The organism is Myxococcus sp. CA033 (genome assembly GCF_013336625.1).
Taxonomy (GTDB): Bacteria; Myxococcota; Myxococcia; order Myxococcales; family Myxococcaceae; genus Myxococcus; species Myxococcus llanfairpwllgwyngyllgogerychwyrndrobwllllantysiliogogogochensis.
In genome coordinates, this window is record NZ_JABUMU010000003.1 from 520,035 (window position 1) to 535,858 (window position 15,824).

General features: G+C 70.1%; 11 protein-coding genes. 4 read left to right on the forward strand and 7 right to left on the reverse strand.

Going from position 1 to position 15,824, the window contains the following annotated elements; translation table 11 throughout:
* Positions 1–132 precede the first annotated feature (132 nt).
* Positions 133–1,458 (reverse strand): hypothetical protein, encoded by a 1,326-nt coding sequence (locus tag HUA78_RS12405; protein ID WP_174476345.1) that lies wholly within the window; start codon positions 1,456–1,458, stop codon positions 133–135.
* A gap of 193 nt (positions 1,459–1,651) precedes the next feature.
* Between HUA78_RS12405 and HUA78_RS12410 the strand changes: the two genes are divergently transcribed.
* Genes HUA78_RS12410 through HUA78_RS12420 form a run of 3 tightly spaced genes read left to right on the forward strand, consistent with a single transcriptional unit; the run spans position 1,652 to position 4,077 of the window.
* A complete protein-coding gene (locus HUA78_RS12410) occupies positions 1,652–1,990 on the forward strand; it encodes a hypothetical protein (RefSeq protein WP_174460019.1) in 339 nt (112 codons plus the stop codon).
* A gap of 12 nt (positions 1,991–2,002) precedes the next feature.
* Positions 2,003–2,722 (forward strand): response regulator transcription factor, encoded by a 720-nt coding sequence (locus HUA78_RS12415; RefSeq protein ID WP_174457107.1) that lies wholly within the window; start codon positions 2,003–2,005, stop codon positions 2,720–2,722.
* Positions 2,719–4,077, forward strand: a complete 1,359-nt coding sequence (locus tag HUA78_RS12420; protein ID WP_174460020.1) for a HAMP domain-containing sensor histidine kinase — start codon at positions 2,719–2,721, stop codon at positions 4,075–4,077. The genes HUA78_RS12415 and HUA78_RS12420 overlap by 4 nt, the downstream gene beginning before the upstream one ends.
* On the opposite strand, the gene HUA78_RS12425 is transcribed toward HUA78_RS12420, so the two are convergent.
* From HUA78_RS12425 to HUA78_RS12445, 5 genes are read right to left on the reverse strand one after another with little or no spacing between them, the layout of a single operon-like run.
* Complete coding sequence (locus HUA78_RS12425) at positions 4,074–6,305, reverse strand: hypothetical protein (RefSeq protein WP_174476346.1); 2,232 nt, start codon at positions 6,303–6,305, stop codon at positions 4,074–4,076. The genes HUA78_RS12420 and HUA78_RS12425 overlap by 4 nt on opposite strands.
* A 3-nt stretch (positions 6,306–6,308) precedes the next feature.
* Complete coding sequence (locus HUA78_RS12430) at positions 6,309–11,027, reverse strand: MG2 domain-containing protein (protein WP_174476347.1); 4,719 nt, start codon at positions 11,025–11,027, stop codon at positions 6,309–6,311.
* A complete protein-coding gene (locus HUA78_RS12435) occupies positions 11,024–12,640 on the reverse strand; it encodes a hypothetical protein (protein ID WP_217442443.1) in 1,617 nt (538 codons plus the stop codon). The genes HUA78_RS12430 and HUA78_RS12435 overlap by 4 nt, the downstream gene beginning before the upstream one ends.
* Positions 12,637–13,215, reverse strand: a complete 579-nt coding sequence (locus tag HUA78_RS12440; RefSeq protein WP_141643096.1) for a DUF1175 family protein — start codon at positions 13,213–13,215, stop codon at positions 12,637–12,639. The genes HUA78_RS12435 and HUA78_RS12440 overlap by 4 nt, the downstream gene beginning before the upstream one ends.
* 33 nt (positions 13,216–13,248) lie before the next feature.
* Complete coding sequence (locus HUA78_RS12445) at positions 13,249–14,148, reverse strand: DUF2135 domain-containing protein (protein WP_174456902.1); 900 nt, start codon at positions 14,146–14,148, stop codon at positions 13,249–13,251.
* 242 nt (positions 14,149–14,390) lie between these two features.
* On the opposite strand from HUA78_RS12445, the gene HUA78_RS45930 reads away from it, so the two are divergent.
* Positions 14,391–15,080 carry a hypothetical protein gene (locus HUA78_RS45930; RefSeq protein ID WP_217439214.1) on the forward strand — a complete coding sequence of 230 codons (690 nt, stop codon included), beginning with the start codon at positions 14,391–14,393 and terminating at the stop codon, positions 15,078–15,080.
* 27 nt (positions 15,081–15,107) lie between these two features.
* On the opposite strand, the gene HUA78_RS12455 is transcribed toward HUA78_RS45930, so the two are convergent.
* The gene (locus tag HUA78_RS12455) at positions 15,108–15,824 is read right to left on the reverse strand and encodes an immunity 52 family protein (RefSeq protein WP_174476349.1); all 717 of its coding nucleotides are present in this window, start codon (positions 15,822–15,824) and stop codon (positions 15,108–15,110) included.

Genomic DNA, 15,824 nt, shown 5'->3' on the forward strand with positions numbered 1-15,824 from the left:
CACGAACTGTCGGCTCGGCGCCGGGGTCTCCCACGAGGAGGCTCCGGCGTCGTTGTTTTCAGCGATGCCCGTGCGCCCCAGGCCGTGATGGACGCCGACCAGGTGCTCGGCGTCCCACGGCGTCACGGTGACTCAGGGACTGCGCGGACAGACGGGCGTCTCGGAGGGGCAGCGTCCGTCACGGTCCTTCGGCACCGTCTCCGTACACTCGGCGATGCGCGCGAAGGTGGTGCTCGTCGCGAGGCTGAGGTCCGAGCCATTCCACCCGCGCAGGATGCCGTGCCCCGCGCTGTCCTCGATGCGCGAGTTCGCGATGAACGGCGACGTCGGCTCGTCGAACACGAGGATGGCCGAGCTGACGTCGAACCCGGGCGGCAGGTAGTTGCACCCAAAGCTGGAGCACTGGCACGGCCCACCCGCGTACCTCACCACCGCCGACTCCAGCCGGTTGGCCGCGTTCATCCCGTCGAAGCGGATGCCCGCCCAGTCACCCGGCCGGTGATTCCTCAGGTTCGACGTGAAGATGACGGGACTGGAGGGCGTCCCCGCCACGATGAGCGCGCTCGCCCCGTCGTAGACGCGCAGCGTCGTCCCCGGCTCGAAGCGCAGCTCCGTGCCCGCTTCGATGGTGAGCGTCGCCGAAGCCCCCGGTCCCCCCACCTGGAGCCCCTGTACTTGATAGGGCACGCCCAGGTTCTTCAGGGTGGCGCTGGAGCCCAGGTAGAACACCGAGGCCGCTGCGATGGACGGCCCTATGTGAATGGCGTCCTCGAGATTCCCCGTGTACGTGCCCGACGGCAGCGTCCCCAGCGCATTGGGATTGATGACCAGGGGCTGCCGACCAAACTCGCCGCCTGTCCCTCGAATGGTCAAATCGGAGGAGCCCTCGGCGAAGCCCGCCGTTCCATTGAGAATGATGCCAGGCCCCCGTGAGTCCTCGATGGTGACGTGACTGACGAACAGCGGCCTCGGGCCAGGGAGCTCCGCGCCGGCATTCACACGCACCATGGAGTCCATCGTCGACGAGAGTCCACCTCCCGACAGCACCGTCCACTCCAGTCGCGCCGAACCTCCCGTCCCGATGAGCAACTCCCCCCACGGCCAGTCAGCGTGAGGCTCGAAACGCACCACCTGGTCCTGCTTCCCCTCCGCGCGAAGCACGCCCCCGCTGTCGACCTGGATGGAGGTGGCCTTCGCGAGACGCACCGTCGCGCAGGCCTCCACCGTGACCTGCCCCCGGATGGTGAGGTTGCTGGTGATGACATGGGGGCTGCCCGCGGCCCAGGTCTCCGAGGTGGAGACGATGCCCTGATGCTCGATGACCGCGCCGGTGACGGCGGGGCACTTGGACTCCGTGTCGGGCCCTTCATGCGGCGTTTGCGAGTCCTCGGAGCAACCGGAGAACAGTGAGGCACTCAAGAGCAACGAAAGCGCGAACCGGCGCGATGCGACGTGCATGTCATCTTCCCCAAAGCAAATGGACCAACCCCTCTGACCAGGACCATCGCTGATTCTCGGAGAGGTGCCAATGAACTCGCCCGAATCAGCGGCCCGTTACAATCGTTTACATTCCGCACATCCTCCCGCGACATGGAGGCGTTGAACTGCGCAGCATCCAATGGACCCCGAGGTCCTGGCCCTGGGAGGTTCGATGTCTCCGCACCCCACTCGCCGTTTCCGCGCAGTCGCCCCACTCCTCATCCAAGCCCTGTTGCTGCTCGCCTTCGCGTCGAGGGCCGCGATGACGCCGAGCCTCGATGCCATGTCCGCCAGCCGACCGCGAGACCTGCTGGAGTTGGGACAACTCCTGGTGGACGGTGGCGTGTGGCAGACGCGCCGGCTGATGCCGCAGGAGTGGGTGAAGCAGCTCATGGCACCGGATGACGGCGTCACTTCCGTGATGGGTGTGCCCCTGCGCGACTGGAAGAGCCTGCTCGCGGTGCCCACGCTCGTGGGGAGCTGCGAGTCCTACACTGCCACGCCGCACTAGACTGGGGACATGATGGGACCCGCCACACCGTCACCCGGCATCGAGGTGCTCCTCATCGAGGACGACGCGCACCTGGCCCGCCTCACGGCCGAGTACCTGGAGCGACAAGGCGTGCGCACCTGTCTCGCTCGGGACGGGGAGCAGGGCCTGGTCGAGGCCTCGCGCCGCGCCTTCGATGCCATCCTCATCGACATCATGCTGCCCCGGAAGGATGGGCTCACCGTCTGCCGCGAGCTGCGGGAGCGCTCGGCGGTGCCCATCCTCATGCTCACCGCGCGCGGCGAGGAGGCGGACCGGGTGATGGGACTGGAGCTGGGCGCGGACGACTACCTGCCCAAGCCCTACTCCTCTCGGGAGCTGCTGGCGCGAATCCAGGCGCTGGTGCGGCGCAGCCGGGGCTTGCTGGGTCCCTCGCGCGAGGTGGTGCGCGTGGGCGCGCTCACGCTGAACCGGAGTGACTTCCGGGCATCGCTGAATGGACAGGTGTTGCCGCTGACACGGCACGAGTTCGCCTTGCTCCTCGGACTCGCGGAGCGGGCGGGACGGGTGCTGTCGCGCGAGCAGTTGCTGGAGCTGGCGAAGGGCAACGACCCGGACGGCCCGGTGGACCGCGCCATCGACGTGCATGTGTCCCGGCTGCGCCAGAAGCTGGGGGACGACGCGCGCAACCCTCGGATGCTCAAGACGGTGCGAGGCGTGGGGTATGTGCTGGAGCGAGGTGAGGAGTCATGAAGCTCGGTGAGCGGCTCCGTCCCCGAAGGATGTTCTGGCGCATCTATCTGTATGGTCTGTTGATGCTGGGGGGCGCCGTCGTGTCCTTCGCGGTCATCGCCAGCCTCGTGGAGTCACAGATCGTAGGACAGGACACGGAAAAGACATACGAGCGACTGGTGGAGCTGGCCGCCGCGGAGTCTCCCGAGCTCGCCCCCCTGATGGAGTCCCTCGCCGCGCAAGGAAAGCTCCGGGCCACGCTGTATGACCTTCAGGGCACCGTGAAGGCCTCATCAGCGCGACCTCCCCTGAGGGTGCTCGATGACGCCGAGTGGCGCGAGCTTCGCACCGGCAAGAGCTGGTTCAAACGTGACGGGCAGAACCATTGGGCCACCCCCACGTGGCGAGGCAACACCGTGGTGGGCTATCTGCTGCATGAGGCCAACAATCGTCGGACGTACACGGTGCTGGGCGGCGTGCTGGCCCTGGTGCTGGTCGTGCTGGCGGGACTCTCGGTGCCCCTGGCGTGGGCGCTGGCTTCCCCGCTGGAGCGGCTGACGAAGGTGGTGGGCGAGTTCGGTCAGGGGCGCCTGTCCGCGCGCGTGCGGCTGAAGGGCCGGAACGAAGTGGCGGTGCTGGGGCACACCTTCGACACGATGGCCGAGCGAACGGAGTCACTCATCCGAGGCCAGAAGGAGCTGCTGGCCAACGTGTCCCACGAGCTGCGCACGCCCCTGGCGCGCCTGGGCGTGACGCTGGACCTCGTCGAGGACGGACAACCGGAGGAGCTGGCGGCGCGATTGCCGGAGCTGCGGCGGGACATTGGCGAGCTTCAGCAACTGGTGGATGGCGTGTTGCAGATGGCGCGGCTCGACCTGGAGGCGAACCAGGCGGGACAGCCGGGGCCTCGCCTCCAGCGGGCGACGCTGCGGCTGACGGAGTTCCTGAAGGACGCCGCCGAGCGCTTCCAGAAGAGCGCCCCCGAGTGTCGCCTCCAACTGGACGTGGCCGAGGACCTGCCCACGCTGGAGGCCGACCCGGTGCTGGTGCGGCGCGCGCTGCACAACCTGCTCGACAACGCGCGCAAGTACTCGGAGCCCGGCAGTCCGGTGACGCTGCGGGCACAGGTGGACGCGCAGGCGGTGCACCTGGACGTGGAGGACCGGGGCATCGGCATCAGCGACGAGGACCTGCCCAAGCTCACCACGCCCTTCTTCCGCACCGACCGCAGCCGCGCGCGGGAGACAGGGGGCACGGGCCTGGGGCTGACGCTGGTGCGCCGCATCGTCGAGGCCCACGGAGGAACCCTGTCCCTCCAGGGCGTCACCGAGGGAGGAATCCGCGCCCGGCTCGTGCTTCCCCTCACGACGACCTAGTCCACGTCCCGGGGCTCGGGGCGAGAGCGTCCGTAGGCCCCTTCGAGAATCGCGTCGCTGCGGAGTCTGCTCGCCTTCGCCGCCTCGACGTCCAGGCCTTCACCGTGTCCTCGCCCGCGTCCCTCGAACACGAGCGTGTCCCCATTGAACGACGCCGTGCGCGGACAGGACGGCAGCTTCAAGCCCGAGCGCAACAGCTCACACGCCAGTGAGCGCCCGCTCTCGAAGGTCGACGCGCCCTCCTTCTCCGTGAGCAGGTATTGAACGCGGCCCGCCTCGAAACGCAGCGACACCAGGCCCTTGCCCAGGAGCCGCTCCACGTCCACACGCGGCCGCTCCTGCGTCCAGGGCTCCTGTCCTCCCTGCGAGAACAACAGCCACTCGCTCCACTTGAGCGCCGGAAGTCTCAGCGCCTTCGCGTCGTCTCGCTGCACCCGCACCGTGCCTCGAAAGGCCTGACAGTGCGTCGTGTCGCAGACCGCCCGGCCCGGATGACGACTGTGCCGCTCGTTGTGCGCCACCACGCGCGCCAACGCCAGCCGCGCCTCGCCCTTCAGCGTCACGTCCTCCGCCGCCACCACGCCCGACGTGTACTGCAACCGCGTCGTGCGGAACACGAAGTCCGAGCCCCGCCGCGCCTTCAGCGCGCTCGGTGACGTGGGCACTCCCACGGGCGGCCGATACGCCGGCGGTGGCGACCACGTAAAAACTCCCGCGTAATCCCTCCCCTCCTCCGGCCCCTTCGGAAAGCGCACCCGCCACGGCGCGCCCAGACACACCGCCGCCCCGCGCGTCGTCAGTCCCTCCAGCCGCGCCCACTCCACCGGAGCGGCCTTCGGCATCCCCGCGTCCACCGTGAAGCCCACGCCCGCGCACCGCGCCTCCACCTCGCGCGCCGGCACCAGCCCCAACACCTGCACCCGCGCCGCCTCCACGCCCGCCTGCTTGCGCGCCTTCGCCAGGGCCGCGGGAATCTCCTCCGCGAACTGGCGAGGCATCTTCCCCGGCCGCACCGCCACCACCACCAGGTCCCCATCCACCGCCGCAATCCAGCCGTACTGCGGACGGCTCGCCGCGTCCCGCACCGTGCCCGTCTTCGTCGCCACGCCCACCAGCGCCTTCGACGCGGGCAGCTCCGCCAGCGTCCCTCGCGCCGCGTTGTCCGCCAGCAGCGCCACCACGTCCGGCCGCGCCTCCGCCAGCAGCCGATACGCCTGCGCCATCCCCCACGCAGACAGCGCCAGCGTGGAGCGCAGGCCCACCGCATCCGCCATGTCCACCGGTGTCCCCGTGAGCCCCAGCGCCGACAGCACCGGCTCCCACGCGCCAAACCCCTTGGGCGCCGAGCCCGCTGTCTCCCAGTCCAGGAAGTACCCGTTGCATGAGCGCAGGAGCGCCGTGCGCGCGTCCACCTTCGCCGGCAACCCCGGGCCACACGCCCACTCCTGCACGTCCACGCGCGGCGCCAACACCGGATGCTCCGCGCCCGCCGCGTACACGAAGGGCTTCAGCACCGAGCCATACGGCAGCGCGCGCCGCACCTCGCCCTCCGACAACAACACCTCCCCCGAGTGCCGACTCACCACCACCGTGGCCGGCCCCGCCGCGCGCACCTGCACGTCCGCCAGCTCGTCGATGGACAGCGGCACCACCCACCGCGCCCCGTCGTGACACTGGCGCAGCCGACGCGACAGCGCCTTGGGAAACCCCACCGTCTCACTCAGGAGCCGCGCCAGCGCGCGCCGCGCCTTCGACGAGTCCACCGCGGGCGCCGCCGCCAGCTCCGACGCCGCGCGTGACAGGGATTGATAGGCCCCTTCGCGCCACGCCGGCAGCTCGCCGCTCAGCGCCACCGCGAAGGCTTCGTGGAAGAGCCGGTCCTCGCTCGACTGGGGACATGCCCACCACAGGAGCTGGTGCGCCAGCTCGTGCCGCAGCGCCACGCGCAGCCGCTCATCCAGCACGCCCGGCGTGTTCTGCCGCAGCTCCACGAGGCCCGGCCGGCCCTGCGCGTTGCGCTCGGGTGACAGGGCCACGCCACGCTGGAGGACGATGGAGACCGGGGCCCGCACCGGCGCCCCGCCCGCCTCCGCCGCATACACCGACTCCAGCGCCGCCCAGCCGGCCTCCGCCTCGCGGCGAAGGTCCGACTCGGGCGTCACGTCACCTCGCGTGACGAAGGTGGGGGTGGCCGTCAGCAGCACGGCCACCATGGAGGCCCACCCCATCGACTACAGGTCTCCCGTGCCCTTCTTCGACGGCACCACCTTCAGCGAGTCCGCGGCCGTGCGGCCGTGGATGCTCGCGGCGTACATGTCCTCGATGCTCGCGGGGGGCGCGGAGAACGTGCCGGGGAACTGCGCGCGCAGCACGTAGCCCACCGTGCGCGGGCTGTCGCTCCACCACGCCGGCTCCTCGAAGAAGAACGTCGCCCGCTCCGGGCTCAGCACCCGGCGCTTGAGCGCCTCCGGCACCAGCGGCAGCGAGTGCGGAGGACCGCGGAACGCCTTGTCCTCCTGGAGCGCCACGAAGCCCGCGGGCACCGCGTCCTCCACCACGTAATACGCCGAACGCACCTTGTTGCTCCCGCGCGCGTCCATCGTCAGCTCCACGTAGACCTCTTCGCCCTGGGACACCGTGTCCCCCGCGCCGAGCTTCACCTTCCCGCCCTCGCGCAGCGCGTAGTACGCACGCGAAATCGACATGCCCTCCGCCTGCGCACGCACCGCGGACAGCGGCGTGAGCGCGGTGGCCTGCAACGTCGCCACGCCGTCGAAGCCGCCCACGTCCACCGTGCGCGTCCCCGGAGCCAGCGTCGCGACGAGCCCCATGCCGCGCGGCGAGAACTTCACCCCGCCCTGGATGCCCTTCACCTCCGGCGGCGTCATGCCCTTGAACGCCTTCGCGTCGCGCTCCAGCAGCCACAGCGAGTGCAGGAGCGCGGTGCTCCGGTCGAACGTCGACAGGTCCGGCTCCGACAGCATCTCCAGGATGCGCTTGCGTGCACGGGTGACATCCAGCGTGCCGAACGACGCCGCGTGCGCGGCAATCGCCGTCATGCCCACGCGCCGCAGCGGGAAGCGGAAGAACGCCTCCGACATCTCCAGCTCCTGGCCCGGCTTGTACGCGGCCAACGTGGTGAAGCCCTCCGAGCTGCGCTTCACCAGCGCGTTGATGCGAGCCTGGAGCGCCGGCTCCTTGATGACGCCCGCCTTCTCCGCCGCGAGCACCGCCAGCGCCAGCGGGTACAGCTCACCGGACTCGGAAGCCTCCACCAGCGCACGCACACGCGCCGCCTGCTTCGGCCCCTCCAGCCGCGCCAGCACGTAGGCCCGCGTGGCCTCGTACTCGGGCGGCAGGCCCTCCTGCGCCTCCAGCCAACGCGCGCTCTCCACGAGGCGCGGGTCCGCGCGGTCCACCAGGCCCGCCTCCGCCGCGTACGCCAGACCGTCCAGCGCGATGAGCGTCAGCGGCAGGCTCGGCGTGTTGTAGCCGCCGAACCACGTGAAGCCACCGCCCTTCACCGACAGGTTGAGGATGCGCGCGGTGCCCTGCACCGAACGGCTGCGCGCCTCCGCGAGCAGCGCCTGCGTGTCCGTGTCCAGCTTCGCCAGCGCACCCGCCTGCTGGAGCACCTGGTACACCGCCACGTTGGGCACCGTCGTCGACACGAGCTGCTCCAGGCACCCGTACGGGTACGTCAGGAGCTCGCGCACGTTGGACAGCGCCGCGTCGACGATGGACGGCTGGAGCACCAGCTCCACGCGCGTCAGCGTCGCCTCCTTCGCCGCCGGCACCTCCAGCGCGCCGCCGCCCCAGGCGCTCACCTTGACGACGTCTTCCACCGCCGCCGGCTCCACCTGGAACAGCTTGCGGTCCTTCAGCGGGTCCTTGCCTCCCGACACGTCCACCGAGAGCTGCGCGTCACCCGTCGAGGAAGCGCGCAGCGTCAGCGGCACCACCTGCTCGCCGCCCTTCGCCAGCTCCACCTTGTGCTGCGACTGGTCCGCCTTCAGCGCACCCAGCGACGCGAGCTTCACCTCCAGCAACTGGCTGGCCGGCGACTTCTCACCCGCCGACAGGCGGATGGAGGCCAGCGCCTCGTCACCCTCGCGCAGGAACTGCGGCAGCGACGCGTAGAGGTTGAGACCGCCGCGCGTGGCGAACTCGGACGTCCCCTCGCCGAAGCGACCGGACGTGTCCGCCGCCACCGCCGTCACCACCCACAACGTCTGGTTGGACGGCAGCGTGAAGCGCACCGTGGCCCGCCCGTCGCGGTCCGTCACCACCGTCGGGTCCCAGTGCGCCGTGTCCTTCTCCATGTCCTTCGCCTGACGGCTGGGCGGCTTGATGGACGCGAAGGCATGGTCCGGCAGCCCCGCCATCTTCCGCGCCAGCGCCTCGCCGTACCCGTACCCCTGGAACTCCGAGGAGTAGAAGTTGGACACGTTGTTGCGCGTCGGCGGGTAGAAGAAGTCGAGCACCTTGGGACGGAACTCGGACTGGATGGCGTAGACGGCCTTGTCCACCACGCCCAGCGACAGCTGCGCGACGACACCCTTGCCCTCGTGGTCCACCACACGCACGTCGATGGTCTGCTCGGTCAGCGGAGTGGCCTCGGCGCGACGCGGCTGCAGCTCCACGGTGAGCGTGCGCTCGCGCGGAATCACGCGGAACGCCACCGTGCGCTCCTCCCAGCGGCCCGTCGCCGTGGGGTACGCCACGGACGCATACACCGCGCCGCCGAACCGCTTCTCCACGCTGAAGCTGTGCACCAGCGTGCGGCCCGTCAGCTCCACCACCTGCGTGTCATGAATGCTGGCGCCCGCCAGCGTCACCCACACCGGGCCCGCGTCACGGCCGCCCGCGCCCCAGCCATCCGGCATCAGCGCCACCATCCGCGCCGAGTCCCCCGGCTCCAGCGTGCCCGACAGCGACGCCAGCGTGAGGTTGGGCACCTGGGCCACCGCCTCGTCCGCCGAGCCGATGACGAGCAGCGACTCCTCGCCCTGCCACGTCTCGCCGCGCTTGTCCTTCACCACCACGCGCGCCAGCACCGCGCCCACGTCCGACGTGGGCGCCTTCTCGCGGTGCGTCCCGTCCGCCGCCGTGGTGAACGAGCGCTTGCCCAGGCTCTTCTCCGCGCCGTCCGCCTTGCGCAGCACGAACTCCACCTCGCCCTGCGTGACGCCGTAGGCCTTGCCCGACAGCGTCGTCGCGCGCACCGACAGCAGCGCCTCGCCGCCCTTGGCCACCACCGCGTCCGAGTAGCGCGCCGTGCCCAGCACCTCCACCTTCGACAGGAAGAACGACGTCGTCGAGTTGGCGAACGTCTCCTGGTCATCCCGCGCGCGCACGGTGAGCGAGTAGCGATACGGCAGCCGCTCCTCCCCTGCCTTCAGCTCCGGCACCGCGACCTCAATCGCCGCCTCGCCGCTCGCATCGAAACCGGTGGCGCTGGCCCACGGGTCCTCGGTCACTCCGCGCTCCGCCACGGAGGAGTACAGCCGCTCGGGCACGCTCAGCTTGCCCTCGTTGCTGGACTGCGAGCCGTACGTCACGTCGCTGCCCTGGCCACCCTTGCCGGCGTCATCCACCCATGCGGGCGCGTCCAGCAGGCTGCGATACAGGAACACCTCATACTTCGCGCCAGCGGGCACGCCGCCCGCGTAGCGACGCGCGCGCACCTTCACGCGCAGCGACTGGCCGGGCACCACTGTCTCCGACTCGGGCTCCGCCTCCAGGTAGAAGGTCGGCTTCACGTAGTCCTGCACGCGCGCCTCGCCCTGGTGCGGCTGACCGTCCAGCTCCGCCTCCACGCGCAGCACGCCCGTGCCCAAATCGTCAGGCACCTTGAGCGTGCCGTGGAAGGCGCCGAACTCGTCCACCGACACTCGCGTGGTGAGCGCGCGGCCCTCCTGGGACACGAGCTTCACCACGACATCCTTCTTCTTCGGCGTGAACAGCCGCGCGAGGAAGGTGTCCGGCTGGCGCAGCACGCCGCGGAACTTCACCTCGTGGCCCGGCTTGTAGATGGGCCGGTCGCTGTAGATGAACACGTCCGGCGCCACCGCCAGCGTGGAGTAGAAGTCCGTGTCGACAATCGCCGTGTCGGCACCCACCGACGCGGTGGCGATGATGCGCGGCTCCGTCACGTCCAGCCGCACCTCGCCCTTGGCGTCCGTCTTCCCCGCGGGGCCCTTGCCCTTGGGCAGGTACACCTGCACCTGCGCGCCCACCGCCGGCTTCTGGTCCTTGCCGGCCACGCGCACCAGCACCTCGCCATCCGTCTGCTTCAGCTGCACCGTCAAATCGCTGACGACGAGCACCACCTGACCTTCGACGAGCCCCTGCACCAACTGGAGGACATAGGTGCCGGCCGGCAGCGGCGCCAGCAGCACGCGGCGCTCCTGGAAGCCGTAGCCACCGCTCGAGTTGAAGCCGGGCACGTTGAAGTCGCGCTCGGCGCCACCCAGGTCCAGGTTGAGCCACTGGCTGCGAGTCACGGTGAAGCCCGGCGGCACGCCCACCAGCTTCTTGGCGCCCTCGGCCACCTTGGCCAACGGCTCGTTGGAGCCGGGCACGTTGGGCGCGGGCGGCAGGACGGTCAGCATGTCCTCGCGGAAGTTCTGGTTGAGCCCGTCGAGCAACCACCGGCCCGGCAGGCCCACCGCGTTGACGCCGCGGCTGAGCGCGCGGCCCGGGTTGTTCATCGTCGGCGGCGTCTGGTACGCGCGCCGCAGGTCGCCCTGGGCGCGGATGAACGCATCCACGTTGTCGGGCTTGAGGACGCGCAGCTCCACCGGCCCCTTGTCCTCGAAGGCCACGTCCACCGCCACCGGCTCGCCGCTGCCATACGAGCGCGGCACGGTGATGTAGAGCGGCTTGGCCATCGCCACGCCGGACAGCGCCACCGCCGTCAGTACCGCGAGTCGAGCTACCATCCTCATGACCCGAAACCTCCAGGAACCAGCGAATCGCCCTGCACGGTGCCGCGCAGGCCCAGGTACGGCAGCGACTCCAGGTCGCGCCGCGCCGCTTCGATTTCAGGGGGCGCCGCCTTCGGAATCGGCGCGTTGCGCCCCACTCGGGACTCGGACAGGAAGCCGTCCATGGTGAGGCCGCTGAGCAGCCGTCCCAGATTCACCCCGAAGGCCAACGAGCCCGGCTCACGCAGCCCCGCCAGCACCGGCCCCGGCGCGGCGAGCATGCTCGGCTTGCTGCCCGCGCACGACATGCGCAGCACGTTCAGCTCCGCCTCGCTCGACGCCAGCACCACGTGGTTGCACAGCGTGGCCTGCCGCAGCCTGCCGCCGGAGAAGAAGCCCTCCAGCGCGGTCCCATCCTCGGGCCGCCCCCACAGCACCGCCACCTCCTGAGGCAGCGCCGAGTCCCCGCGCGGCGTCCACACCACCGCCACCTGCCGCGTGCGCGTCGCACCCTCGCCGCCCGACTTCCAGAACGCCTTCAGCGTCTCCGCCGACAGTGTCTCCGGCAGCTTCAGCTGCATGGCCAGCAGCACCGGCGTCTCCTCCGGCACCAGCTTCAGCAGCTCGTCGGACAGCGCCGCCTTGTCCAGGCGCACGGTGCCCTCCATCAGCTCGCCGGCGATGCCCCGGCCCACCAGGCGGTCACCCTCCACGCCGAACTGGAGGCGCGTGTCCGGCGACAGCCCCAGCACGTGCGCGAACAGCTGCGCGTCTCGGCCGAACGACTCGGGCTGGAAACCCAGCTCCACGTCCACGTTGTCCTCGGCGCTCAGCTCCGGCACCTCGGCGCACAGGCCCTGGAGCACCGCGACGGGGTGGCGCGCCATGACCAGACGGTCCGGCGTCTTGCCCGCCCACAGCGTCTGCTCCGCCACCAGCCAGCGCTTCAGCTCCAGCCCCTCGGCGACGGCGGTGGGCGTGCCACCCGGGCACGTCTTCGCCGTGAGGGTGCCTCGGCTCGCCACCGCGTCCAGCGCGTTGAAGGCCGCCGTCGCGGACTTCGTCGCCTTGGGAACGATGAACGCGGGCGTGCTCGCGCGCGCATCACCAGCGAACCATGCCACGCGGAACGGCGTGTTGCCCACGCGGCCCACCAGCAGGTCCAGCACCGCGCCCTTGAAGTCGCCCTTCAGGTCCTCGCCCGTGGAGCCGAAGAACGCGGCCCAGCCGCCCACGAAGCCCTGCCCCAGCGGCTGCGACAGCTGCGAGCGCAGCCACGCGTTGCGCGCCAGCGCGTCACGCACCTTGGGCGGATGGTGCACGTCCAACCAGACGGCCTGGGGAGCAACAGTACCGGGCACCTCCAGCTCCGCGGTGGTCGGCTCCGGCAATCCCTCCACCTGCGCGGCCGCGGCCGGGTTCGTGCTCGCGCCGCTCATGAGCGGCGTGCTGGGACCCTCGTCACCGCCGGAGGACGAGCTGGAGCGACGGCCGAGGACAAAAGCCCCCGCCACCGCCGCGCCCACGACGACAACGCCCACACCAATCAACAGGCCCTTGGGAGGACCGCCGCGACCAGGCGGTGGGCTCGCCGGAGGCGGCGTGCCCGGGGAAGGGCTCGACGGAGATGTCATGGCATCCACTCCTTGAAACGAAAGAAGCCGAGGAAGGCGCCGTTGGTGGGCACCGGACGCCACTCTCGTGGCGCCTCGTCGGCGAGGTTGTGGAGGAGCCCGGTGCGAACGGCGGCGCCCTTCTCCCCCGGATGGTAGACGACCCGCGCGGGTGCATGGGCCCGGTCCTCCGGGCGCACCACCAGCATGAGATGGAAGTTGGGACCTGAGTCCTGCTCCTGGCGGAACGCGAGCACATCACCGGTGCGCACCGCGTCGCGCGTGGCCTCGTCCCGGCCCAGGAAAACCAGGCTGTGGTGCAGCAACGTCTCCGCGTCCGCGAAGTCGGAAGGCTTGCCCCGCGCGTCCGTCCACAGTGGCGTGGCGAGGCGCTCCGGGGCGATGCGCTTGTAGGCGGTGCGGAAGGCGAAGCGGATGAGGCCCGCGCAGTCTCGCTGGTCCGGGTGCCACAAGGCGTCCTGCTGCTTCAGCTGCGCGAGCGCGACCTGGGCCACCTGCCGGCGCAGCAGCACGTCGCGCGACTCGGGCGCGGGCGCGGCGGCCTCCAACAGCAGGAGCAGGGACAGGGCGAGCATGGCGGTGGACGTGGGCGCGTCAGACAGCGCGCGTCAGTAGTCGCCCTCGCCGCCGCCGTCGCCATTCGTCTGGAGTTCCTTGAGGGCCGCGTCCAGGTTCGTGGGCCAGCCCTTGCGCGTGGGCTTCGGGTCCTGCGAGGGGACGTAGACCTCCGCCTGGCCGTCGCCGAGGACATTCACCCAGGCGAGCACGCGCGTGGTGCCGGGCGTGGCCAGGGGGATGCGCACCATGCGGCGGACCTCGTTCGGCGTGCCCTCGAAGAGCGCGAGGTTGAGCGTGGCCAGGGTGTGGGCCTTGTCGCCGCTGGGCCAGTAGTTGGTCGCCACCAGGTACACGCCCTTGGGCGGCGCGCGGTGGATGTAGAGGTACGGGCCATACGCGGGCTGGTCGAAGTCACCGCCCTGCGAGTTGAGGAAGAAGGTTCCGCCGGACGGGCTGGAGGTGTCCGCCCAGTACACGTGGGCCATGGAGGAGACCGCGAGCTGGCCGTCCTTCTCGCTGGTGTCGGTGGGCTCGTAGACGTGCAGGTCCGTGTACACGCCGTCGGTGTCGCTGGTGAGGATGACCTTGAACGGGACGGGCGGCACCTGCGCGTAGCTGGTGGCCTGGGTGCGCGCGGTGCCGGCCTGATTCGTGGCCATCACCGTGACGACGTTCTTCCCGCTGGCCGCGGGGAACTTGCGGCTGAAGCGCCCGTTGAAGGTGCGCATGAGGTAGCGGTCGCCGTTGAGGGACACGACGATGGGGTCGATGGAGGGGTCGCTGACGGTGCCCTCGATGAGCAGCATCCGGTCCACCGTCCAACCGCCGGAAGGCGCGCTGAGGCGCACGGTGGGCAGTATCTTGCCCTTGCCGATGGGCACGCCCTGTTGGCGCGGGTTGGCTGCGGGCGGAGTCTGCGACAGGAGCAGGGCGAGGATGACGGGAAGCATCGCGCGTCCTTGAAAGGGAAAGGGGTCCGACAAAGGCGTCGGTGATGGGCACACTGCGCCCGCTTCACCTTCCATTTCAAGTCGCCTGCCAATCGTCAATAGGGGCGGAACCCCGTGGAATCACGGCCACGCGTGTCACCAGGCGCGGGCCTGGGGACACGTGGCTGGGGCCAGCACGAGGCCCTTCTGCCGCACCAGGAGTCCCGGCAGACTCACGCGCCACGACAGGGGGAGCGGCGAACATGATTCAAGGGCTCGATCACATCCAGCTCGCGATGCCCCGAGGCGAGGAGGCAAGAGGCCGTGTTTTCTACGGCGACCTGCTCGGGCTGCGAGAGATTCCCAAACCCCCAGAACTCGCGAAGCGGGGCGGGCTCTGGTTCGAGCTGCCGGACGGGCGGGGGCTTCATCTCGGCGTGGAGGAGCCGTTTCTTCCGGCGAAGAAGGCGCACCCGGCCTTCCGCGTGGCGACGCTGGATGCGCTGGCCTCGCGCATGTACGAGGCGAAGCGTCCGGTGACGTGGGATTTCGCGGTGCCGGGGGTGCGGCGGTTCCACGGTGAGGACCCGTTCGGGAACCGGCTGGAGTTCCAGGAGCAGCCGAGCGAGCACAAGCTGACGGAGGACGAGGTGCTCGCGGTGCTGTACGCGCTGGAGCGGGGTGAGGTCACGATATCGACGCGGCAGCTCCAGCTCGTGGAGGACTCCGGAGGTGGCGACACGCCGATTCTCTGCTCCAACGGGTGGTGCTTCGTCATCTTCAACGACTCGTGCGAGTGGGACTACATCTCGCGCGTCACCGCGCCGGATGGACGCTGGCTGACGTACGAGGACATCGCCGGTGGACCGGGCGAGCCCGTGCCCATGCCTCGGCTCGAGGACTACCGGCCTCCGCCGGACATCGCGATGGACGTGTGGGGATTGCCTTCGTGAGGGTGTGCGTCGCCCAGGTACGGAGCGTCAGGCAGGTGAGTCCGTCACGGGCCGCATGAGGTCAGCCCTCGACAACAACTCGCGCACTGTCTCAGCCAAGGCCACATGCTCTGGGTTGGACGCGGTGAAGCGCTCCGGGGTCAAAACGATGAGCGTCCCAATGCTGCCCACCGGCTCGATGCGCACCGGGGCAGGGAGCGTCGGCACCTCGCCCCGTTGTCGAGAGATGTACATGACCCACCCCACGAACGTGCCAGAGCCCGCGAACTCCGACGAACTGTCGCGATGGGCAATGGATGTGGAGATGCCCCACTCCGGTTCCCAAGCCAGCGCCATGGCGCTCACAATCTGGGGGAGTGACAGCGACGAGAGGAGCCGCTCCGCGACAGGTCCCGTCCAAGGAAGCGTCAGGGTGCACCGGTCCACCACATGACGTGAGCGCGAGCCACAGGAAATGCTCACCACGCTGTTTCCCTCGGACGAGCCGTTCCAGGCCGCGAAGGAAACGTCACCAGCCCCTTGCTGATACTTCTCCAGGCCGAACAGTCTCAACAAGGTCTTCAGGTCCGGCTCGAATCCACGCTCGCGCGCGGCGTCCCGGGAGTTTGCCTGCTCGAACCACTGCGCGAAGGCCGGGTCCACGAGGGCCAGGTTTCGGAAGAAGGTTTCGGCACGACGAGCATGCTCTTCCACAGGGGAACGCCGTCCCGGCCAGTAGACCCCCGCGTAGTACTTTTCAGTCAT

Excerpts from the sequence above, each read along its gene's own strand:
- HUA78_RS12410 (WP_174460019.1), top strand. The coding sequence starts at position 1,652 with ATGTCTCCGCACCCCACTCGCCGTTTCCGCGCAGTCGCCCCACTCCTC.
- HUA78_RS12455 (WP_174476349.1), bottom strand. The coding sequence starts at position 15,824 with ATGACTGAAAAGTACTACGCGGGGGTCTACTGGCCGGGACGGCGTTCC.
- HUA78_RS12420 (WP_174460020.1), top strand. The coding sequence starts at position 2,719 with ATGAAGCTCGGTGAGCGGCTCCGTCCCCGAAGGATGTTCTGGCGCATC.
- HUA78_RS12415 (WP_174457107.1), top strand. The coding sequence starts at position 2,003 with ATGGGACCCGCCACACCGTCACCCGGCATCGAGGTGCTCCTCATCGAG.
- HUA78_RS45930 (WP_217439214.1), top strand. The coding sequence starts at position 14,391 with ATGATTCAAGGGCTCGATCACATCCAGCTCGCGATGCCCCGAGGCGAG.
- HUA78_RS12425 (WP_174476346.1), bottom strand. The coding sequence starts at position 6,305 with ATGGGGTGGGCCTCCATGGTGGCCGTGCTGCTGACGGCCACCCCCACC.
- HUA78_RS12405 (WP_174476345.1), bottom strand. The coding sequence starts at position 1,458 with ATGCACGTCGCATCGCGCCGGTTCGCGCTTTCGTTGCTCTTGAGTGCC.
- HUA78_RS12440 (WP_141643096.1), bottom strand. The coding sequence starts at position 13,215 with ATGCTCGCCCTGTCCCTGCTCCTGCTGTTGGAGGCCGCCGCGCCCGCG.
- HUA78_RS12435 (WP_217442443.1), bottom strand. The coding sequence starts at position 12,640 with ATGACATCTCCGTCGAGCCCTTCCCCGGGCACGCCGCCTCCGGCGAGC.
- HUA78_RS12430 (WP_174476347.1), bottom strand. The coding sequence starts at position 11,027 with ATGAGGATGGTAGCTCGACTCGCGGTACTGACGGCGGTGGCGCTGTCC.
- HUA78_RS12445 (WP_174456902.1), bottom strand. The coding sequence starts at position 14,148 with ATGCTTCCCGTCATCCTCGCCCTGCTCCTGTCGCAGACTCCGCCCGCA.